Raw genomic sequence first — 19468 nt, forward strand, 5'->3', positions numbered from 1 at the left:
TAGTCATGCCCATACGTTCGACCTATCGCGCTGTCATCTTCGACATCGGGGGCGCGGTCGATCTGGAGTTCGCCTGGGAGATGGCGCTCGACGGCGCCATCGCGGCGGCGTGCGGCATGGAGGGCATCCGCGTCGATTCGGCGATGGTCGAAGAGGCGTCCGAGCAGGCGGTGGCCGCCTTCGCCCACGATGTCGTGCACCACATGATCGAGACACTGTGCGGCGGCGAGCCCACGACGGTGTCGCGCGTGGCGCGGCGCGTCGAGGCCATGACGGGGCAACTCGATGCCTTCCAGATACGGCCCGAGATCGAGGGCCTGCTGAAGCGTCTCAAGGCGCGCGGTCTGGTGCTGGGCGCGCGGGAACCGCGCTGGGAGCGCCTGGAGCGGGCGGGGATCGCGGAGCTGTTCACGCGCGATCACGACGTCCCCCCGGCCGAATGCATCCTGGTCGGTGACCGGATCGATGCCGACATCGCCCCCGCCAAAGTGGCCGGCATGGCGACCATCCAGTTCCGCTCCGGCCGCTGGCGACGTCAGCGGCCGCGCTCGGAGATGGAGACGCCTGATGCAGTGGTGACCGACGTGGCGGAACTCGAAGCTGCCCTTCTGCAATTGCTCGGATAAAGCAGACTGAACTGGAGTAGAATCGGTGAGATCAAACGCAGAAATACGATGCGCCGGGCCTTTGCCTTGATCGCTGTTGTCACGGCCTCCTCGCAGGCTGCCGCCGATCCCGCGCCTCAGGCGATGCTGGGGACATGGGCGAAGGACGGGAAATGCTCGCTTCCGTCGGAGCGGATGGCCGTCACACCAACGACGGTGACGATGGGCGAGGGCAAACCATCGGCGATTGTCTTCTACAGACACGAAGTCAGCGGTTTTCCGACGTTTCGCTGGACCGCCCAGGGGGAGGTCGCGCACGTCCAATATTTCGAGCCGTCGGACACTCTGGCGTTCTATGGCCTGGGGTGGGGCATGGGCGGACCAACGGCTGGCTATCGTCGCTGCGGGCCTTAAACCAAACAAAAACCCCCGGGGATGCCGGGGGTTGTCGTCTCGTGCGAGGAGGGGAGGACTAGTAGCCCTCGCGCTCCATGCGCTTGCGCATCAGCTTGCGCGTACGGCGGATGGCCTCGGCGCGCTCACGGGCGCGGCGCTCGGACGGCTTCTCGTAGTTGCGGCGGAGCTTCATCTCGCGGAAGATGCCCTCGCGCTGCATCTTCTTCTTCAGGACGCGCAGCGCCTGATCGACGTTGTTTTCACGAACGAGAACCTGCACTTCGATCGCTTCCTTCCAATGCGGCTTGGCCCACAGATGACCCGGGGCCGGAATTCCAGAGGCCGGGTAGGTATCACAGGCGGATACCCTTGGGAACCCCCCGATTGCGGCCTATATTCCACAGATGACCGAGCAAAACACCCCGAATTCACCGGAAATCGACCCGGACGCTTCCCGGCGGGACCGGCTGGCGGACGAGTTCATGGCCGAGGCCGCGTTCGACGGCTGGACGCGGGCCGCGTTGGCCGCCAGCGGCCGGGCGCTCGACCTGCCGCCGGGCGAGGCCGACCGGCTGTTCCCGGGCGGGCCCCTCCAGGCGCTGACCTATGTCAGCGAGCGGGCGGACCGGCGCACGGTCGAGGACATGGAGAAAGAGGGGATCACGACCCTCAAGATCCGCGACCGCATCAAGGGCGCCGTCCGCATCCGGCTGGAACGCCATGCCGGTCCGCGCGAGGCGGCACGGCGGGCGCTGTCGACCCTGTCGCTGCCGCTCAATGCCGGGCTGGCGCTGAAGCTGCTCTACAAGACGGTCGACGCCATGTGGTACGCGGCCGGCGACACCAGCACCGACTTCAATTTCTACACCAAGCGCGCCACGCTGGCCGGAGTCTATTCCTCGACCTTGCTCTACTGGCTGAACGACCGGTCGCCGGGCGCCGAGGCTACCTGGGCCTTCCTCGATCGCCGCATCGACGACGTGATGAAGTTCGAGAAGCTGAAGGGACAGCTCAGGTCGTGGACCGGCCCGAAGCGGCCGGGGGCACGGCCGGCAGCACGTAGGTGACATGGCCCATCTTGCGGCCGGGGCGGGCCTCCGCCTTGCCGTAGAGATGGAGCCGCGCCGTCGGCTCCGCCAGATAGCGCAGCCAGTCGTCGGCCTCGTCGCCGATCAGGTTCTCCATGCGCGAGGGCGCCAGGACCTCGACCGAGCCCAGCGGCAGGCCGCAGATGGCGCGCACCAGCTGCTCGAACTGGCTGGTGGCGCAGGCGTCCATCGTCCAGTGACCCGAATTGTGCGGCCGCGGCGCCATCTCGTTGGCCAGCACCCGCCCGTCCCTGGTCACGAACATTTCCAGCGCCACCAGACCCACCAGGTCTAGGCCCTGAGCGAGTCCGACGCCGAAGCGCTCCGCCGTCGCCAGGGTCGCCGCCGGCAGGCCCGAGGGCACGGTGGTGGTGCGCAGGATGCCGTCGCGATGGCCGTTGATGCCGATGGGGAAGCAGCGCGTGGTGCCGTCCGGGCCGCGGGCCACGATGGCGGAGATCTCGCATTCGAAATCGACCATCGCCTCGAGGATGCATTCCCGCCGGCCGAGCCTGGCCCAGGCGGCTGAGAGTTCGGCCCGGTCGGCGACGCGCGCCTGGCCCTTGCCGTCATAGCCCTCGGTGCAGGTCTTCAGGATGCCGGGCAGGGCGGTGGCCGCCGCAATGTCGGCCTCGGAGCGGATGGGCTGATAGTCGGCCGTGCCGATCCCGAGCTTGCGCAGGAAGTCCTTCTCGCGGAGCCGGTGCTGGGCAAAGTGGATGGGCTTCACGCCCGGCCGGACCGGCTTCAGCTTCTCGCATTCGAGGACGGCGCCCTCGGGCACGTTCTCGAATTCGTAGGTGACGACGTCGACCTGCGCGGCGAAGCGGGCGAGGGCCTCGGCGTCGTCATAGGCCCCGCGGACATGCCCGGCGCAGACCTGGGCGGCGACCGGATGGTCGTCGGGGGCGTAGACGATGCACGGATAGCCCAGGCGCGCGGCGGCCAGGGCCGTCATGCGGCCCAACTGGCCGCCCCCCAGGATGCCGATGGTCGATCCCGGCGGCAGAGGTCGGAAGGCCGGCATCAGCGATGGGCCGGGGCGTCGTCGGTCGGGATCTTGGCGACGGCCAGCGACTGCCGTGTGCGCCAGGCTTCCAGTGCCGCCATGATCTTGGCGTCGCCAAGACTGACGATCGAGGCCGCCAGAAGGGCCGCATTGATGGATCCGGCGCGTCCGATCGCCAAGGTCCCGACGGGAATGCCGGCCGGCATCTGGACAATGGAAAGAAGACTGTCCTGGCCCTTGAGGGCGGCGCTTTCGACCGGGACGCCCAGGACGGGGAGCGGTGTCATGGCAGCGGTCATGCCGGGAAGGTGGGCCGCACCGCCGGCACCGGCGATGATGACCTTCAGGCCCCGGGCTTTTGCGCTCGAGGCGTAGTCCATCATGCGCTTGGGAGTCCGGTGGGCCGAAATGATGCGCGCCTCGAAGGGGACGCCCAGCGCCTTGAGCGTCTCGGCGGCATGACGCATGGTCGACCAGTCGGACTGGCTGCCCATGATGACGCCGACCACCGGCTTTGCAGCCGGGCGCTTGGTGGTTTTCTTGGCCATGACTCTCTCAGGCGATGATATCGGGAATGAGCTGGCTTTCCAGCCGCAGGATCTGGTCCTTCAGCCCGAGCTTGCGCTTCTTCAGGCGCTGGAGCTGGAGCTGGTCGAACGGCGGCTTCTCGATCAGGCGGTCGATCACCTCGTCGAGGTAACGATGCTCGCTCTTCAGGGCCTCAAGCTTGGCCTTGATGGTCTGGGCGTCCGGCGGATCCGACGACGTCAAGTCATTCATGCAGGGCGCACTCGTCCAGGCAGGCTAGCCACGTCGCTCCCGGCCGTGTACCCCGGAGCCCGCCCAAAGGGAAGCACCCAAAAGCCAACAAGCCGTGTCGGATTTTCTCCCCCACCCATTCTGGAACTTCTCGCTCGAGCTCTATTCGGGCGATGGCGTGGCCGAGGCCTGCCTCGACCTGCAGGAGCGGCGCGGCTGCGACGTCAATGTCCTGCTGTTCTGTTGCTGGCTCGGTGCATCCGGCCGACCGACCCTGACCGCCGAGCGGCTGCGCGCCATCCTGACCGCGAGCGAGGCCTGGCAGTCCGAGGTCGTGAAGCCGCTGCGCGAGATGCGTCGCCGGCTGAAGGACAAGGTCTGGCCCGGCGCGCTGCGCGAGACCGTCGATGCCGTCCGCCGGCGCGTGGCCGACGCCGAGCTGGCCGCCGAGCATGCCGAGCAGCTCAAGCTGGCGAGCCTGCATTCGCCACCTGCCGATCGCGAGCGTTCGACCGAGAAGCGCCTGCGGGCGGCCATCGGAAATCTCGGCGTCTATGCGGTGTGCCTGGGAGTCGTGCCCGACGAGGCGGATCGCCGGTCGGTGGCCGCCCTGATGCGCGCGACGTTTCCCGTGTTCGCGCCGGCGGAAGTCGCGGAGGCCGTCGGCCTCGCGGCGTGAACCGGATGGTTCAACACTGCTGACGGGTTATTCACATTCTTCGTGTGACCGTTCGTTTACGGGTTGATTCGACGTGACACCACCCAATGTCAGAGTCAGACTTCCATCGTCCCGTTAACAAACTCGGAGGTATCCGACTATGAGCACCGTGGACCACATCGAAGCTCTCAAGACCAAGCACGCGACTCTTGAGCAGGCGATCCATCAAGAGACGACGAGGCCGCTTCCCAACGACGACGCGCTCTGCAGCCTCAAGAAGCGCAAGCTCATGATCAAGGACGAGATCGTCCGGCTGACCGAGCCGACTTCCCACTAAATCCTCACGCGAGGCCCGCCCAGCGGGCCAGCGCCACGGCGCCGACCGCGCCGAACAGGCCGGCGGTGAATCCGCCGACGGTTCGGGTCAGCACGGTGCCGACCACCGCGCCGACGATGAACGCGCCGCCGCTCTGCGTGAGCGGAACGACGGCCGCCGAGACCAGGACCGCGCCGGGCGCGTGGTCGAGCAACGCGTTCACGAAGCGGTGGCGGCCCAGCCAGCGCATGGCGATGAAGCCGCCGCCCTTCGCGGCCATGGCGGCGAGCGCCGCTGCAATCGCCACCGCCCAGGGCGCGATGTCCCGCTTGCCGCGGAACAGGATGGTGGCCACCACGACGAACACCGCGACGCCCACGAAATCGAGTCCGAGTCGTCGTGCCATGGTGGGATCGGAGAGGATTCCGCCGGCCGCGAGATGACCGGCCAGGGTCGATCCCGACCAGATCCAGGCCATGACGAAGCCGCCGCCCAGGAACTTGCCGAGATCGCCTTGGCCGCGGCGATACTCCGCGATGTTGACCGCCCAGTTCTGATCGACCGTCACGTACCAGACGGGCGGCTGCAGCCACCAGGGCAGGTGCGGCAGATGCGGCTGCAGGGCCGCGCCCATGACGAAGTAGCGGAGATTGGCCACGAACACCGACACGGCCAGCGCCATCAGCGGCAGCGGCTGGGCCCAGATGTCGAGCGCCACCATCTGGCTGGTGCCGGCCATCACGGTGAAGCTCATCAGCGTCGTCTCGAAGGCGCTCAGGCCCTTCTGGGCCGCGGCGACGCCGAAGCCGATGCCGAACGGAAGGGACGCGAGGCCGGGCAGGATCATGCGCAAGGCGCCGGCCTGGAAACTGCGCCACGTCACGCGCGCGGAAGGGGACACTGAAGCTACCGGATAAAGGGGGGGACGACCCGCACTGTAGGCGAGCCGCCGCGGTGCCGGAACCGAGTTTACCTCAGCCGCCCATTAGGCGGGTCAGTTGATCTTGTGCAGGTTGACCGACCAGCGCACCGGCGCGCCGTAGGCATTGCGCGACTCGCCGCTGCAGATAGCCACGTTGTCGGCGCCGCGCTGGCAGACGAGCTGGTCGGCGAACCAGCGCGAGCCGTCGTTGCAGGTCGAATCCGAGTCTCGCAGCCGCAGCACCGCGCCCTCGAAGCGCGCCTGGGCGCGCGTGCGGCAGGCGGTGCGGCCGCGGCGCCATTCGAGCTGGCCCGCGCCGCTGGCATCGAAGCAGTAGGACGAGCGGCCGGGCTCGAGCTGCAGCGCTTCGTGGCGGAACGGGTCGGTGCGCCAGCAGCCCTGCATGAAGGAATAGTCGTTGGTCGGCGCATTGGGCAGGCGCAGGCGATTGTCGGCCGGATTGCGCGGCTGCGGCGCCGGGGCGGGCGCCGGTTTCGGCGGCACGACCTTCGGCGGTGCCGGGGCGGGAGCCGGCGGCGGTGGTGCGACCGCGACCTGGGGCGGCTTGGGCGGTTCGGGCGGCTTGCAGTCGGCGATCCGCCGCTTCAGTTCCGCTTCGGCCAGGCCAAGCTCGACCTTCAGCACGCGCTCGCGCGACTGCTCGGCGGAGAAGGCGGCCTTCAGCGCCGGCAACGTGTCGGGCGGTGCCTCCGGGGCCGGGGGTGCGGGCGGCCCTTCGCGCGTCACGAGGGCGACATCGGGCGGGACGGGCAGCAGGCCGCGCAGCAGCCACGCGCCCGCGAGAAGAAGCAGCAGGAGCGGGAGCGCCGCGGCGAGGGTACGCCACCAGGGCACCCCGGCCGCCGGGATGGCGGCGGGCCGGGTGGATATCGGCGTCCTCTGCGCGGCTTCGAGCACAGGCCGCCGGCCCGGCACGGCGGCGTCCGGCACGTGGGCATCGGGGACTCGCGCGTCGGGCACCCGCGGCAGGGCGAGCGGCAGCAGCGCACTGGCCGCTTCCTTCTCGTAGCCCCAGGCGACGATGACCGGCCGGTCGCCGACCAGGAAGACAAAGGCGGGCGAGGGCGCGCGCGCCGCGAGTTTCAGCGACAGGCCGACGACACCGGTCTCTTCCTTGGGGCCGTGGCCGGCGAGCAGGTCGCCCAGTCGCCGGATCTCCGCCAGCGTGCGCTCGACCGCGGCCAGCACGGCGTCCTGCTGCGCGGGTGGGAGGTCGGTAACGGCGCGAACCGGACCGGACCAGCCGGCATACCAGTCGATGCCCTGGTCGTTCTCATGGAGCTGCGGATCGGCCAGCAGGTCGGCGGCTTCGTCGCCCAGCCGCCGCCGCACCACGCGGCGCAATTGCGGCGCGGCGTTGTGCAACGGCTCGCCGCGCACGCCCAGGGGGCGTACGCCGCTGCGGGTCGTCACGATGAGCGTTGCTTCGCCGGGCATGGGATCGCGAACCTAGCCCGGAGATTATGGCGGCGCGATGGTTTGCCGTCGTTGCCCGGGGGGCCGCGTCAGTTTGGCCGCCGAGCGCGCTAGGCGGCCTTTGCCCATTCGCGCAGGACGAACTTCTGCACCTTGCCGGTCGAGGTCATGGGAAGGTCGCGGAAGACGATGTGGCGCGGGCATTTGTAGCCCGCGAGGTTGGCGCGGCAGTGGGCGATGATGTCTTCCGCGCTGGCGGTGGCGCCGGGCTTCAGCATCACGAAGGCGCAGGGCGTCTCGCCCCATTTCTCGTCGGGCTTGGCGACGACGGCGGCGTTGGCGACCGCGGGATGGGCGATGATCACGCCCTCGACCTCGATGGTCGAGATGTTCTCGCCGCCGGAGATGATGATGTCCTTGGAGCGGTCGCGCAGCTCGATATAGCCGTCCTCGTGCATCACGCCGAGATCGCCGGAGTGGAACCAGCCGCCTGCGAAGGCGTCGCGCGTCGCCGTCGGGTTCTTGAGATAGCCCTTCATGGTGATGTTGCCGCGGAACATGACCTCGCCCATCGTGGCGCCGTCGCGCGGCACCTCCTTCATGGTCCTGGGATCCATCACCGTGACGCCGTCCTGGGCCGCGTAGCGCACGCCCTGGCGCGCCTTCAGCCGCGCACGATCGTGCGCCGGCAGCGCATCCCATTCCTGATGCCACGAGCAGATCGTGGCCGGACCGTAGACCTCGGTGAGGCCGTAGACGTGGGTGACCCGGAAGTTCTGCTTCTCCAGCGCCTCGAGCACGGCGGCGGGGGGCGGCGAGGCGGCGGTCATGAACTCGACCTTGCGGCCGAGCGGCCGGCGTTCGGCTTCGGTCGCGCCGATGATCAGCTGCATGATGATCGGCGCGCCGCACATGTGGCTCACATCGTTGTCGGCCAGCGCGTCGAAGATCGGCTTGGCCGCGGGGCGGCGCAGGCACACCGAGGTGCCGGCCACCAGCGCCAGCGTCCACGGGAAGCACCAACCGTTGCAGTGGAACATCGGCAGGGTCCAGAGATAGACCGGGTGCAGGCCGATCGGCCATTGCGTGGCGTTGCCGTAGGACGAGAGCGTCGCGCCGCGATGGCTGTAGACGACGCCCTTGGGATTGCCGGTCGTGCCCGACGTGTAGTTGAGCGTGATCGCGTTCCACTCGTCCGATGGATAGGACCAGGCGAAATCGGGATCGCCATCGGCGATGAATTCCTCCCAGGTCGTGTCGCCGATCTGCGCACGGTCCTCGCATTCGGGATCGTCGATGTCGACGACCAGCGGCTGGGTCTTGGCGATCGCCAGCGCCTCGGTGACGACGCGATGGTACTCGCGGTCGACCAGCAGCACCTTGGTCTCGCTATGGTCGAGGATGAAGGCGACCATCGCGGCGTCGAGGCGGGTGTTGAGCGAATTGAGCACGCCGCCGGTCATCGGCACGCCGAAATGCGCCTCGTACATCTCGGGAATGTTGGGCGCCATGATCGCCACCGTGTCGCCGACTCCGATGCCGACCTTGACCAGCGCCGAGGCGAGACGCCGGCAGCGCGCATAGGTCTCGGCCCAGGTCTGGCGGCGCTGGCCGTGGATCAGCGCGAGGTGATCGGGATAGACGCTGGCGGTGCGCTCGATGAACTGCAGAGGAGTCAGCGCGGCGTAATTCGCAGGCGTCCTGTCGAGGTCGCGCTCGTAGATGTTCTGCGCGGCCAGCGCGGTCTTGTGCGACACCGGACGCGGCGCCGCGAGGCGGGTCACGGAGGTGCGGCTCTTGACCGAGCGACGCAGGCCGGGGCGCCCGAGCGGCTTGGGCGCGGCGACCTTCCGGGATACCGGGGCCTTCTTCGGTGCGACGGCCTTCTTGGATGCGACAACCTTCTTGGGAGCGATGACCTTCTTTGGCGGGGGAGCCTTCCTGGGTGCGGCCTTCGCAGCCGGCCGGACGATCTTCTTCGTCTTGGCGGCGACCTTGCGCTTGGCCGGCGCCTTCGACTTGCTGCTGCCTTTACCCGTCTTGCGCTTGGCCATGGTTCTTTCCGTTCGACTCCCTGTGCGGCGGCACTCTCTCACAGGGCGGCTCGCCTATTCCAGCTTGATATCCAGGTCTTTCAGCAGCTGCGCGAAATAGATCTGGTCTTCACGCACCTGCCGCGCGAAGTCGACGTTGGATTGATGTTCCACGTTCTGCGCCACCAGCAGCAATTTCTCCTTCATGTCCGGCAACGCGGCCGCCTGTGCCGCCGCATCGGACAGCCGCTTCAGGATGGGCTCGGGCGTGCCTCTCGGCGCGAAGAGGCCGAACCAGCTGCGGGCGCGGAAGCCCTTGAGATCGAGGCCGATCTCCGTCGCGGTCGGTGTGTCCGGCAGGTCGGGCAGACGCGCCGGCTGATCGACGAAAGCGGCGAACACCTTGCCGGCCTTGGCATAGGGCACGAACGAGGGATCGAAGACCATCTGGATGCGGCCGTCGAATACGTCTCCGGTGGCGTCCACGATCGTCTTGTAGGGCGAGTGCTGCATCTGGATGCCGGCGGACCGCGTCAGCACTTCGCCGGTGAGATGAGTGATGGTGCCGAGGCCGGAGGAGCCGAACCAGTATTTGCCCGGGTTCGCCTTAGCGAGTGCCACGAACCCGGCCCAGCTCTTGGCGCCCAGCGCATTGGTGAGGGTGACGACCAGGATCGGCGTCGAGAGACGGGCGACGGCCACCAGGTCGTCCGGATTGTAAGGCACCTTCCGCGCGGCCGGCGTGATGGCCATGATCGCGGTCGGCGACAGCAGCAGCGTGTAGCCATCGGCGGGTGCCGTCGCGACCATCTGCGCGCCGACGCCGCCCGAGGCGCCGGGCTTGTCCTCCACGATGATCTGCTGACCGAGCGAGGCGCTCATCTTCTCGGCATAGAGACGCGCCACCTGGTCGGCCGAGCCGCCCGGCCCGTAGGGCACGATCAGGCGGATCGGCTTGGCGGGCCAGTTCGTCGATTGAGCAAGCACACGTGTCGACGCCAGCGCGGCAAGCCCGCCCAGCGTCACCTCACGGCGACCGACCATCGTTCCCTCCCAGGAACACTTTGTTGCCGGGAGAATAGCGGGAAGCAGAGAGGGGCGACAGGCCCGTTGGCGCGCCGTCTATTGGACCAGCGCGAAGGAGTCGAGGAACTGGCGGGTCGCGGGCTGGGTCTCGATGCCGGCCTTGCCGTCGACCACGAGCGAGTACAGGCGGCCGCGCGCCCAATAGGTGCGGGTGACGGCGACGTTGCCGTTGCCTTGCACGACCGTGTATTCGCGACCTTCGACCCGGCCGAGCTGCAGCTTCTTCTCGTCGCGGTAGGAGCCGCCGGCCGCCGCGCCGTCGCGGACCTTGGTCAGGATCACGTCGGCCGCGGCGCCTTTCGTGACGGCGGGCGGATAGTCGACATAGGAGGCGATGTAGGCGACCCGCGAGACCACCGAGGTCGCTTCGGTCATCGGCACGGTGTTGCCGTTGCCGATCGGCACCTGGACGATCGCGATCTTCGGCAGTGCCGGCAGGTCGACCCGGAAACGCCCGCCCTCGGGCTTGTACTCCATCCAGCCCTGGGCGCGGGGCGCCCGCGGCAGAAGCGTCGTCGCGCCGCCCGCCATCAGCACTGCAAGAAACCGTCTCCGCATCGAAATACTCCTTCGCCACCCGTCACCCCACGAATACGTCGACAAGGTGCGAGGGGACAGGCCATTTTAGGTCGAGTTACGTCGTCGGCCGGTGGTGCTCGGGAACTCGAACCTTGTGTGAAGGCATTGCATCATGTCGCTGAATGAGCGGGTTCCCCAACCGCCCCTGAAACCCATCGTCGGCAATCTCACGGAGCTGCAGGGCGGCTGCCCGGTCCAGAGCCTGATGGGGCTCGCCCGCACCTACGGGCCGTTCTTCAAGCTCACGATCATGGACCATGACGTCCATGTCGCCAGCTCGCAGGAGCTGGTCAACGAACTGTGCGACGAGACCCGGTTCGGCAAACGCATCCAGGGAGCCCTGAAGGAGATCCGGGCGGTTGCCGGCGACGGGCTGTTCACCGCCCATGGCTACGAGCCCAACTGGGCCAAGGCGCACCGGATCCTGGTTCCGGCTTTCGGGCCGATCGCCATCCGCGGCATGTTCGACCGGATGCTCGACATCGCCGACCAGATGTTCGTGCGCTGGGAGCGGTTCGGGCCGAGCGCCGTCATCGAGGTCGCCGACAACATGACGCGGCTCACCCTCGACACGATCGCCCTCTGCGCGTTCGACTACCGCTTCAACAGCTTCTACCAGGACGACATGCATCCCTTCGTGTCCGCCATGGTGGGCACGCTGCAGGAGGCCTCGAACCGGGCGCGCCGGCCGAAGCTCTTGAGCAACCTCATGCTGTCCAAGGCGCGTCAGTTCCAGGCCGACAAGGAGCTGATGGACAAGGTCGCGCGCGAGCTCATCGCCGAGCGCCGGCGCGATCCCAAGGGCAACGAGAAGAACGACCTGCTCAACCTGATGCTGAATGGCGTCGATCCCGTCACCGGCGAGAAGCTGAGCGACGAGAACATCGGCTATCAGATGATCACCTTCCTGATCGCCGGCCACGAGACCACGAGCGGCCTTCTGTCCTTTGCGACCTATCTGCTGCTGAAGAATCCGGACGTACTGCAGAAGGCGCGCGCCCTTGTCGACCAGGTGCTGGGCGAGGAGGTGCCGCGGGTCGAGCATCTCGCGCAACTGCGCTACATCGAGCAGATCCTGATGGAGGCACTGCGCATCTGGCCGACCGCCTCGGTCTTTTCGGTGAGCCCGCACCAGGACACCGTGCTGGCCGGCAAGTACCCGCTCACGACCAAGGACATCGTGATGGTCCTCGAGCCGATGCTGCATCGCGACCCCAAGGTCTGGGGCGACGATGTGGAAGCCTTCAGGCCCGAGCGCTTCGCGCCCGAGAATGCCAGCCAGTTGCCGCCCAACGCCTGGAAGCCGTTCGGCAACGGCGCGCGGGCCTGCATCGGCCGGCCCTTCGCCATGCAGGAAGCCCAGCTCGTCCTCATCCTGATGCTGCAGCGCTTCGACTTCGTGCTCGACGATCCGTCCTACACGCTGAAGATCCACGAGACGCTAACACTCAAGCCCGAAGGTCTGCGCATCCGCGCGCGGGCGCGCCGCACGGGGACCTCGCTGCGGCGCAGTGCCGTGCCCTCGACGCCGCAGAAGGCGCTGACGCCGCAGCCCGCGCGACGGCCGGCCTCGGATGCCGCCGCGACGCCGCTGCTCATTCTCTTTGGCAGCAATACCGGCTCGTCGGAGGCCTTCGCCAACCGTATCGCCGACGAGGCGCCGGCCAACGGCTTCGCGCCGACCGTGGCGGCGATGGACGACCATGCCGGCAACCTGCCGCGCGAGGGCGCGATCGTGGTGGTCACGGCGTCCTACGAAGGCCAGCCGCCCGACAATGCCCGCCAGTTCGTCTCCTACGTCGAAGCCCTGCAGGAGGGCGCGCTGACCGGCGCGCGCTTCGCGGTGTTCGGCTGCGGCAACCGGCAATGGGCGCGCACCTACCAGGCGATCCCCAAGCGCGTCGACGCCGCTCTCGCCCGGGCCGGCGCCACGCGGCTCGCCGAACGCGGCGAGACCGATTCGGGTGGCGACTTCTTCGGCGCCTTCGACGAATGGTGGGCGGGCTTCCTGCCGCGCCTGCGCGAGTCCCTGGGCAAGGACGCCACTGCCGCGCCGGCCGCGTCCGGCCTGCAGGTCGAGTACGTCAAGGACGGTCGCGAGGGCGCACTGCGGCTGGGCGACCTGCAACGCGGCAGCGTGGTCGAGAACCGCGAGCTGGTCGATATGAGCGCGCCCAACGCGCGCTCGAAGCGGCACCTGGAATTCTCGCTGCCCGACGGGATGACGTATCGGGCGGGCGACTATCTGGCGGTCCTGGCGACCAACCCGCAGGAGCTGGTCGATCGCGTGCTGCGTCGCTTCGGCCTGGCGCGCGACACGCTTGTCGTCCTTCGGCGTGACGGTGCGGCCAGCCTGCCGATCGGCCGTCCCGTCAGTTGCGGCGAGCTGCTGTCGAACTACGTGGAACTGGCCCAGCCCGCGACGCGGGCCCAGGTGGCCGCGCTCGCCGCGGCGACGCCCTGTCCGCCCGAACGGGCGGAGCTGGAGGCCATGGCGGGCGAGGCCTATGCCGATGCGGTGCTCAAGCCGCGCTGCAGCGTCCTCGACCTGCTCGACCGCTTCCAGTCCTGCGCGCTGGGCTTCGGTCCCTACCTCGACATGCTGCCGCCCATGCGGGCCCGGCAGTATTCCATCTCCTCGTCGCCACTCTGGAAGCCCGACCATGTCACGCTGACCGTCGCCGTCGTCGATGCGCCGGCCTACTCGGGGAACGGCACCTTCCGCGGCGTCGCCTCGTCCTACCTGGCCCATCTGCAGCCAGGCGACCGCATCTCGCTGGCGGTGCGCCCCTCGAATGCCCGTTTCCATCCGCCGGCCGATCCCCGCACGCCGATCATCCTGATCTGTGCCGGCTCCGGCATCGCGCCGTTCCGCGGCTTCCTGCAGGAACGCGCCACGCAGAAGGAGGGCGGCCAGGATGTCGGTCCGGCCTTGCTGTTCTTCGGCACCAACCATGCCGACGTCGACTATCTCTATCGCGACGAACTCGCGCGCTGGGAGGCGGCGGGTGTGGTCACGGTGCTGCCGGCCTTCTCGCTGCAGCCGCGGGGCGAGGTCTCGTTCGTCCAGCATCGCGTGTGGGAGGAACGCGCCCGCATCGTGGAACTGTTCCGGCGGGGCGGCACCGTCTATGTCTGCGGCGACGGGCAGTACATGGCGCCGGCCGTGCGCGAGACGCTGGTGCGAATCTATCGCGAGGCATCGGGCGCCGGCGAGGCCGATGCGCAGAAGTGGGTGGAGACCGTCGAGCACGAGCATGGGCGTTTCGTTTCCGACGTCTTCGCCTGAGCCCCTGCGAATCGGTTTCACATAACCACATTGCGACCGGCCGGAGGCGGGGCTAAGCCAGGGACGGAAACGCAAAGGATGCCGGTCATGGCTGTTGGCGACAAATATCGTGCGCTTCATGCGCGGTCGCTCCAGGATCCCGAGGGGTTCTGGGCAGAGCAGGCGGCGGCGATCGACTGGACGAAGCGCTGGGACAAGGTGCTCGACGGGACGAAGCCGCCTTTCTATCGCTGGTTCGAGGGCGGCGAGCTCAACGCCTGCCATAATGCGCTCGACCGCCACGTGGAGGGCGGCCGCGCCAAGCAGGCGGCGCTGATCTACGATTCGCCGCTCACCAACACCAAGAAGAGCTTCACCTATCGCGAGCTGCGCGACCAGGTGGCGCGCATCGCCGGGATGATCGCGGCGCAGGGCGTGGGCAAGGGCGATCGCGTCATCCTGTACATGCCGATGATCCCCGAAGCGGTGATGGCGATGCTCGCCTGCGCGCGGCTGGGCGCGATCCATTCGGTCGTGTTCGGCGGCTTTGCGGCCAAGGAACTGTCGAGCCGCATCGACGATTGCGCGCCGAAGCTGATCCTCACCGCCTCGTGCGGCATCGAGCCGTCGCGCATCGTGCAGTACAAGCCGCTGGTCGACCAGGCGATCGAGCAGGCCAAGCACAAGGTGCCGCGGGTCATCCTGCTGCAACGGCCGCAATGTGCCGCGACAATGATGCCCGGCCGCGACCTCGACTGGAACGAGGCGCTCGCCGCCGCGCAGCCCGCGGCTTGCGTGCCGGTGAAGGCCACCGATCCGCTCTACATCCTCTACACGTCGGGCACGACCGGCCAGCCCAAGGGCGTGGTGCGCGACACCGGCGGCTACTGCGTCGCGCTCGCCTGGTCGATGAAGAACCTCTACGGCGTCGAGCCGGGCGAGGTCTACTGGTGCGCTTCGGACGTGGGCTGGGTCGTGGGCCACAGCTACATCGTCTACGGGCCGCTGATCCACGGCGCGACCTCGATCCTCTACGAAGGCAAGCCTGTCGGCACGCCCGATGCCGGCGCCTTCTGGCGCGTGATCTCCGAGCACAAGGCGATGGCGCTGTTCACGGCGCCGACGGCCTTCCGCGCGATCAAGCGCGAGGACCCGGACGGCAAGCTGCTGAAGCACTACGATCTCTCGACGTTCCGTACCCTGTTCCTGGCGGGCGAGCGCGGCGATCCGCCGACCGTCGAATGGGCGCAGAAGCTTCTGGGCGTGCCGGTGGTCGATCACTGGTGGCAGACCGAGACCGGCTGGGCGATCTGCGGCAACTTCCAGGGCCTCGATCCGATGCCGGTGAAGCTCGGCTCGACCTCGGTGCCGTCGCCCGGCTGGCATCTCGACGTGCTGGACGAGAACGGCCATCCGATGAAGCCGGGCGAGGTGGGCGCGCTGGCCGGCAAGCTGCCCTTGCCGCCGGGAACCTTCCCGACGCTGTGGAACGCCGACGAGCGTTACAAGCAGAGCTACATGAGCGAGTTCCCCGGCTACTACAAAACCGGCGATGCGGGCTTCATCGATCCGGATGGCTACGTTTCGGTGATGACCCGCGTGGACGACGTGATCAACGTCGCCGGTCATCGCCTCTCGACCGGACAGATCGAGGAAGTGCTGGGCGCGCATGCCGATGTCGCCGAGTGCGCGGTGATCGGTATCGCCGACGATCTGAAGGGGCAGGTGCCGCTCGGCTTCCTGGTGCTGAAGGCCGGCGTCAACCGGCCGCCGCAGGAGATCACCAACGAGGTCGTGCAGATGGTGCGGGACCGCATCGGTCCCGTCGCCTTCTTCAAGAGCGCGTTGGTCGTGCAGCGGCTGCCCAAGACGCGCTCCGGCAAGATCCTGCGCGGCACCATGCAGAAGATGGCCGACAGCCAGCCATGGACCCTGCCGGCCACGATCGAGGATCCGGTCGTGCTGGATGAGATCAAGGATGGGCTGAAGGGTGCGGGGTTCGCCAACAAATCATAGGAGCGCGCCACTCCAGTGGCGCTCATGAGTGAAGGGAAGATGCGCCACTGGAGTGGCGCGCCCCCGGTAACGAATTTCAGCAGAGTAAGAGGAACGCAGTATGAGTCTCGACATCAACCGCCCCGATCTCACCGTCGGCGTCGTGGGAACCGGCGCCATGGGCCGTGGCATCGCCCAGGTCACCGCGCAGGGCGGCATGAAGGCGATCATGTATGACGCGGCCCCCGGTGGTGCGGCGAAGGCCAAGGCAGCGATCCTCGACACCTTGAAGGGGCTGGTCGCGAAGGGCCGGCTGACCGATGCCGACCTCGCAAAGGCGGACGCCAATCTCGGCGTCGCCGAGAAGATCGAGGATCTCAAGGGCTGCCACGTCGTCGTCGAGGCGGTGTTCGAGAATCTCGAAGTGAAGCAGAAGCTGTTCGGCGAGCTCGAGGCGGTGATCGCGCCCGACGCCATCCTGGCCTCCAACACCTCGTCGATCCGCATCGCCTCGATCGCGCGCGCGCTCAAGCATCGCGACCGTGTCTGCGGCATGCACTATTTCAATCCCGTGCCGCTGATGAAGCTGGTCGAGGTCATCCGCGCCGCCGACACCGCGCAATGGGTGGTCGATGCCATGGTGGCGCTGGGCAAGCGCCAGACCCGCGTGCCCGTGGTCGTGGGCGACACGCCGGGCTTCCTGGTCAATCTCGGCGGCACCGCGATCGGCACCGAAGGCCTGCGCATCATGCAGGAGGGCCGGGCGACGCCGTCGCAGATCGACGCCGTGATGCGCGACACCTGTGGCTTCCGCATGGGCCCGTTCGAGCTGATGGACCTCACCGGGATCGACGTGAACTTCCCGGCGCGCAAGATCATCTACGAGGGCTTCTTCCACGACCGGCGCATGACGCCCAGCCCCTATCACGAGAGCCTCTATGCGGCGGGCAAGCTCGGCCGCAAGACCGGCGGCGGCTGGTATGGCTACGACGAGAAGGGCGCGAAGATCGACGCCGGCGCCGATCATCCGACCTCGCATGTGCCGGCATCGAGCGTCGTCATCATGGACACCCACAACACCAAGCTGATGAGCCTGGTGAGCGCCGACGGCGCGAACATGCTGGCGGCCGACGACGGCAAGAGCCCGATCCTGGTGGCGCCGGTCGGCAAGGACTGCACCACCACCGCGATCGAACTGGGCCTCGACCCCAAGCGCACCGTCGCGGTCGACCTGACCGGCGACGTGTCCAAGCGCATCACGATCATGATGGCGCCGGGCTTCGATCCCGCGATCCGCGACGCCACCGTGGCGCTGCTCGCCAAGTCCGGCACCAAGGTGACGGTGATCAAGGACTCGCCCGGCTTCATCGCCCAGCGCATGTGTTCGATGATCGCCAACCTCGGCTGCGAGATGGCGATGATCGGCATCGCCTCGGCCGCCGACGTCGACACCGCAATGACTCTCGGCCTCAACTATCCGCGCGGGCCGCTGGCGCTGGCCGACTGGCTGGGCGTCAAGGAGTGCCACGAGATCCTGGTGCAGATCCAGGCAATCACCGGCGACGACCGCTACCGTCCGAGCCAGTGGCTGCGCCGCCGCGCGATGCTGGGGCTGAGCGCCACCACGGTCGAGTAGGAATCGGCAGGGAACAGTGTCGCTGAAACGCCGTTCAATCTCCTGCATCCATTGCAGGGGAACGCCATGACCATGCGGAGCACGTGGACGGCGGCCGGTGTGGCCCTGCTGATGGGGCTCACCGGCGGCGCGCTGCAGGCGCAGCAACTCAATAACGAGAACCTGCTCGTCACCGTACCGCAGGGCTTCAAGCTCGGCTTCAAAGACTCGAAGAACGGCCTGATCATGCAGGAGTTCGTGCCGGCGGCCGAGACGGTTGAGAACTGGACCGAGATGGTCACCATTCAGGTCTTCCTGAGTCGGAAGAACCTAGAGCCTTCGCAGTTTTTCGCCCTCATGCAAAAGCAGTGGGCCGATGCTTGCAAGGGCAGCACCGCGACGTCGGTCGCGACGGGCAAGGTGAACGGCTACGAGTCCGCTTCGCTCCTGTTGCGTTGTCCGCTACTCGCTTCGACCGGCAAGCCAGAGACCACGATGCTGAAGGCCATCAAGGGCAACGACAGCTTCTACGTCGTGCAGAGCGCCGTGCGGTCGGTGCCGACGCCCGAGCGCCTGGAGACGATGAAGAAGTATATCGAGAGCGTCAGCGTCTGCGATTCGCGCCTGCCGTCGCGGCCCTGCCCGACCGTTAAATAGCGACGGCGCTTTGGATCTTTCCGCTTCACCTCGACCCGCACCACCTCATCCTGAGGAGCGGCCCCCTCGAATACCTCGGGGTAAACTCCGGACCGCGTCTCGAAGGATCGGCAACAGACGTGGTGCGCGTGCCAATGCTTCGAGACGCGCTCCTGGGGGAGCGCTCCTCAGCATGAGGTTGGGGGTGGCGATTCTATCGGCCTCGGAAAGAGGCTAGGCCAGCGTCAGGATCAACGGGCCTCGGCGGGTCGCGACCAGCGTGTGCTCGTACTGCACCGCGGCCTGGTGCAGCGGCGGGCGCAGCGTCCAGCCATCGTCCATTTCTTCGACGTAATCCGCGCCCAGCGACAGGAACGGCTCGATCGTGAAGACCAGGCCTTCGGTGATCTTCCGGCGGTCGTGCTTTTCGTACCAGGTGGGGATTTCCGACGGCTCGTCGTGCAGCGAACGCCCGATGCCGTGGCTCGCCAGATTGCGGATCAGGCTGTAGCCGTTCTTTTTGGCGAAGGTCTCGATGGACCGGCCGATCTCGTTCAGGCGGGCGCCAGGCTTCACGGCGCGGATGCCGGCCCACATGGCGCGCCGTCCATCGTCGCAGAGGCGCTCGATGCGCGGGCTGGTGGGCGGGACGGCGAAGCTCGCGCCGGTATCGCCGAAGAAGCCGTCCAGTTCGGCCGAGACGTCGATGTTGATCAGGTCGCCGGCCTTGATGACCGTGTCGTCCGGGATGCCGTGGGCGCAGTCGGGGCCCACCGAAATGCAGGTCGCGCCGGGGAAATCGTAGGTGAGTTCCGGCGCCGACCGGGCGCCTTCCTTCTCCAGCAGGGCGCGGCCCAGATCGTCCAGTTCCCTGGTCGTCATGCCGGGCTCCAGCGCCTCGCCCATTGCAGCGAGGGTGCGGGCGACGAGCTTGCCGATGATGCGCAGCTTCTCGAGCTGGTCTTCATTTTCGATGGTCATCGTCACCCTCCTAACCGGCGTTGACGTTTACGTAAAGGTAAACTACCTACCTTGGGCTGGCGGACGAACCGCCGGCGGCTCACAG

19 protein-coding genes are annotated in these 19468 nt (G+C 67.8%); 9 read left to right on the forward strand and 10 right to left on the reverse strand.

Annotated features, from left to right (window positions below; all coding sequences use genetic code 11):
- The first annotated feature begins 5 nt into the window (after nt 1-5).
- Nucleotides 6-626, forward strand: coding sequence for an HAD family hydrolase (locus ACP15H_RS05545; RefSeq protein WP_425065212.1), 621 nt, complete (start codon nt 6-8; stop codon nt 624-626).
- Nucleotides 627-674: 48 nt separating this feature from the next.
- Complete coding sequence (locus ACP15H_RS05550) at nt 675-1019, forward strand: hypothetical protein (protein ID WP_425065213.1); 345 nt, start codon at nt 675-677, stop codon at nt 1017-1019.
- 58 nt (nt 1020-1077) lie between these two features.
- Here the strand turns inward: ACP15H_RS05550 and rpsU are convergent, their stop codons facing one another.
- Nucleotides 1078-1281, reverse strand: coding sequence for a 30S ribosomal protein S21 (rpsU, locus tag ACP15H_RS05555; protein ID WP_020696578.1), 204 nt, complete (start codon nt 1279-1281; stop codon nt 1078-1080).
- A gap of 124 nt (nt 1282-1405) precedes the next feature.
- Between rpsU and ACP15H_RS05560 the strand changes: the two genes are divergently transcribed.
- Nucleotides 1406-2068 (forward strand): COQ9 family protein, encoded by a 663-nt coding sequence (locus ACP15H_RS05560; protein ID WP_425065214.1) that lies wholly within the window; start codon nt 1406-1408, stop codon nt 2066-2068.
- Here the strand turns inward: ACP15H_RS05560 and ACP15H_RS05565 are convergent.
- From ACP15H_RS05565 to ACP15H_RS05575, 3 genes are read right to left on the reverse strand one after another with little or no spacing between them, the layout of a single operon-like run.
- Nucleotides 2013-3116, reverse strand: a complete 1104-nt coding sequence (locus ACP15H_RS05565; protein WP_425065215.1) for a 5-(carboxyamino)imidazole ribonucleotide synthase — start codon at nt 3114-3116, stop codon at nt 2013-2015. The two genes, ACP15H_RS05560 and ACP15H_RS05565, sit on opposite strands and share 56 nt — an antisense overlap.
- Nucleotides 3116-3646, reverse strand: a complete 531-nt coding sequence (gene purE, locus ACP15H_RS05570) for a 5-(carboxyamino)imidazole ribonucleotide mutase (RefSeq protein ID WP_425065216.1) — start codon at nt 3644-3646, stop codon at nt 3116-3118. The genes ACP15H_RS05565 and purE overlap by 1 nt, the downstream gene beginning before the upstream one ends.
- A 7-nt stretch (nt 3647-3653) precedes the next feature.
- A complete protein-coding gene (locus ACP15H_RS05575; protein ID WP_425065217.1) occupies nt 3654-3878 on the reverse strand; it encodes a YdcH family protein in 225 nt (74 codons plus the stop codon).
- 94 nt (nt 3879-3972) lie between these two features.
- On the opposite strand from ACP15H_RS05575, the gene ACP15H_RS05580 reads away from it, so the two are divergent.
- Nucleotides 3973-4536, forward strand: coding sequence for a TIGR02444 family protein (locus ACP15H_RS05580; protein WP_425065218.1), 564 nt, complete (start codon nt 3973-3975; stop codon nt 4534-4536).
- A gap of 139 nt (nt 4537-4675) precedes the next feature.
- On the forward strand, nt 4676-4852 hold the full coding sequence (locus ACP15H_RS05585) for a YdcH family protein (RefSeq protein WP_425065219.1): 177 nt from the start codon (nt 4676-4678) through the stop codon (nt 4850-4852).
- Nucleotides 4853-4856: 4 nt separating this feature from the next.
- Here ACP15H_RS05585 and ACP15H_RS05590 read toward each other — a convergent pair whose 3' ends face one another.
- The 5 genes from ACP15H_RS05590 to ACP15H_RS05610 all read right to left on the reverse strand — a co-directional run bounded on the left by ACP15H_RS05590 (nt 4857) and on the right by ACP15H_RS05610 (nt 10867).
- Nucleotides 4857-5714 (reverse strand): AzlC family ABC transporter permease, encoded by an 858-nt coding sequence (locus ACP15H_RS05590; RefSeq protein WP_425065220.1) that lies wholly within the window; start codon nt 5712-5714, stop codon nt 4857-4859.
- Between the two features lie 111 nt (nt 5715-5825).
- A complete protein-coding gene (locus tag ACP15H_RS05595; protein ID WP_425065221.1) occupies nt 5826-7211 on the reverse strand; it encodes an SrfA family protein in 1386 nt (461 codons plus the stop codon).
- A gap of 89 nt (nt 7212-7300) precedes the next feature.
- Nucleotides 7301-8929 (reverse strand): acyl-CoA synthetase, encoded by a 1629-nt coding sequence (locus tag ACP15H_RS05600; protein ID WP_425069861.1) that lies wholly within the window; start codon nt 8927-8929, stop codon nt 7301-7303.
- A gap of 369 nt (nt 8930-9298) precedes the next feature.
- Entirely contained in the window at nt 9299-10267 is a 969-nt protein-coding gene (locus ACP15H_RS05605) for a Bug family tripartite tricarboxylate transporter substrate binding protein (protein ID WP_425065222.1), read from the reverse strand.
- A 78-nt stretch (nt 10268-10345) separates the two neighbouring features.
- Nucleotides 10346-10867: a hypothetical protein gene (locus tag ACP15H_RS05610; RefSeq protein ID WP_425065223.1), complete on the reverse strand. Its 522-nt coding sequence runs from the start codon at nt 10865-10867 to the stop codon at nt 10346-10348.
- Between the two features lie 133 nt (nt 10868-11000).
- On the opposite strand from ACP15H_RS05610, the gene ACP15H_RS05615 reads away from it, so the two are divergent.
- From ACP15H_RS05615 to ACP15H_RS05630, 4 genes are all read left to right on the forward strand, one after another.
- Nucleotides 11001-14177, forward strand: a complete 3177-nt coding sequence (locus ACP15H_RS05615; RefSeq protein ID WP_425065224.1) for a bifunctional cytochrome P450/NADPH--P450 reductase — start codon at nt 11001-11003, stop codon at nt 14175-14177.
- Between the two features lie 87 nt (nt 14178-14264).
- Nucleotides 14265-16172: a propionyl-CoA synthetase gene (locus tag ACP15H_RS05620; protein ID WP_425065225.1), complete on the forward strand. Its 1908-nt coding sequence runs from the start codon at nt 14265-14267 to the stop codon at nt 16170-16172.
- 100 nt (nt 16173-16272) lie between these two features.
- Complete coding sequence (locus tag ACP15H_RS05625; protein ID WP_425065226.1) at nt 16273-17787, forward strand: 3-hydroxyacyl-CoA dehydrogenase; 1515 nt, start codon at nt 16273-16275, stop codon at nt 17785-17787.
- Nucleotides 17788-17886: 99 nt separating this feature from the next.
- Nucleotides 17887-18423: a hypothetical protein gene (locus ACP15H_RS05630; protein WP_425065227.1), complete on the forward strand. Its 537-nt coding sequence runs from the start codon at nt 17887-17889 to the stop codon at nt 18421-18423.
- Nucleotides 18424-18636: 213 nt separating this feature from the next.
- On the opposite strand, the gene map is transcribed toward ACP15H_RS05630, so the two are convergent.
- On the reverse strand, nt 18637-19383 hold the full coding sequence (gene map, locus ACP15H_RS05635; RefSeq protein WP_425065228.1) for a type I methionyl aminopeptidase: 747 nt from the start codon (nt 19381-19383) through the stop codon (nt 18637-18639).
- Nucleotides 19384-19468: the final 85 nt, after the last annotated feature.

The sequence above is a fragment of the Reyranella sp. genome, from assembly GCF_965249915.1.
Taxonomy (GTDB): Bacteria; Pseudomonadota; Alphaproteobacteria; order Reyranellales; family Reyranellaceae; genus Reyranella.

What these genes read in the sequence shown, in the direction of transcription:
- ACP15H_RS05545 (WP_425065212.1), top strand. Translation starts at nt 6, where the DNA reads ATGCCCATACGTTCGACCTATCGCGCTGTCATCTTCGACATCGGGGGC.
- ACP15H_RS05550 (WP_425065213.1), top strand. Translation starts at nt 675, where the DNA reads ATGCGCCGGGCCTTTGCCTTGATCGCTGTTGTCACGGCCTCCTCGCAG.
- ACP15H_RS05560 (WP_425065214.1), top strand. Translation starts at nt 1,406, where the DNA reads ATGACCGAGCAAAACACCCCGAATTCACCGGAAATCGACCCGGACGCT.
- ACP15H_RS05565 (WP_425065215.1), bottom strand. Translation starts at nt 3,116, where the DNA reads ATGCCGGCCTTCCGACCTCTGCCGCCGGGATCGACCATCGGCATCCTG.
- purE (WP_425065216.1), bottom strand. Translation starts at nt 3,646, where the DNA reads ATGGCCAAGAAAACCACCAAGCGCCCGGCTGCAAAGCCGGTGGTCGGC.
- ACP15H_RS05575 (WP_425065217.1), bottom strand. Translation starts at nt 3,878, where the DNA reads ATGAATGACTTGACGTCGTCGGATCCGCCGGACGCCCAGACCATCAAG.
- ACP15H_RS05585 (WP_425065219.1), top strand. Translation starts at nt 4,676, where the DNA reads ATGAGCACCGTGGACCACATCGAAGCTCTCAAGACCAAGCACGCGACT.
- ACP15H_RS05595 (WP_425065221.1), bottom strand. Translation starts at nt 7,211, where the DNA reads ATGCCCGGCGAAGCAACGCTCATCGTGACGACCCGCAGCGGCGTACGC.
- ACP15H_RS05605 (WP_425065222.1), bottom strand. Translation starts at nt 10,267, where the DNA reads ATGGTCGGTCGCCGTGAGGTGACGCTGGGCGGGCTTGCCGCGCTGGCG.
- ACP15H_RS05610 (WP_425065223.1), bottom strand. Translation starts at nt 10,867, where the DNA reads ATGCGGAGACGGTTTCTTGCAGTGCTGATGGCGGGCGGCGCGACGACG.
- ACP15H_RS05615 (WP_425065224.1), top strand. Translation starts at nt 11,001, where the DNA reads ATGTCGCTGAATGAGCGGGTTCCCCAACCGCCCCTGAAACCCATCGTC.
- ACP15H_RS05620 (WP_425065225.1), top strand. Translation starts at nt 14,265, where the DNA reads ATGGCTGTTGGCGACAAATATCGTGCGCTTCATGCGCGGTCGCTCCAG.
- ACP15H_RS05625 (WP_425065226.1), top strand. Translation starts at nt 16,273, where the DNA reads ATGAGTCTCGACATCAACCGCCCCGATCTCACCGTCGGCGTCGTGGGA.
- map (WP_425065228.1), bottom strand. Translation starts at nt 19,383, where the DNA reads ATGACCATCGAAAATGAAGACCAGCTCGAGAAGCTGCGCATCATCGGC.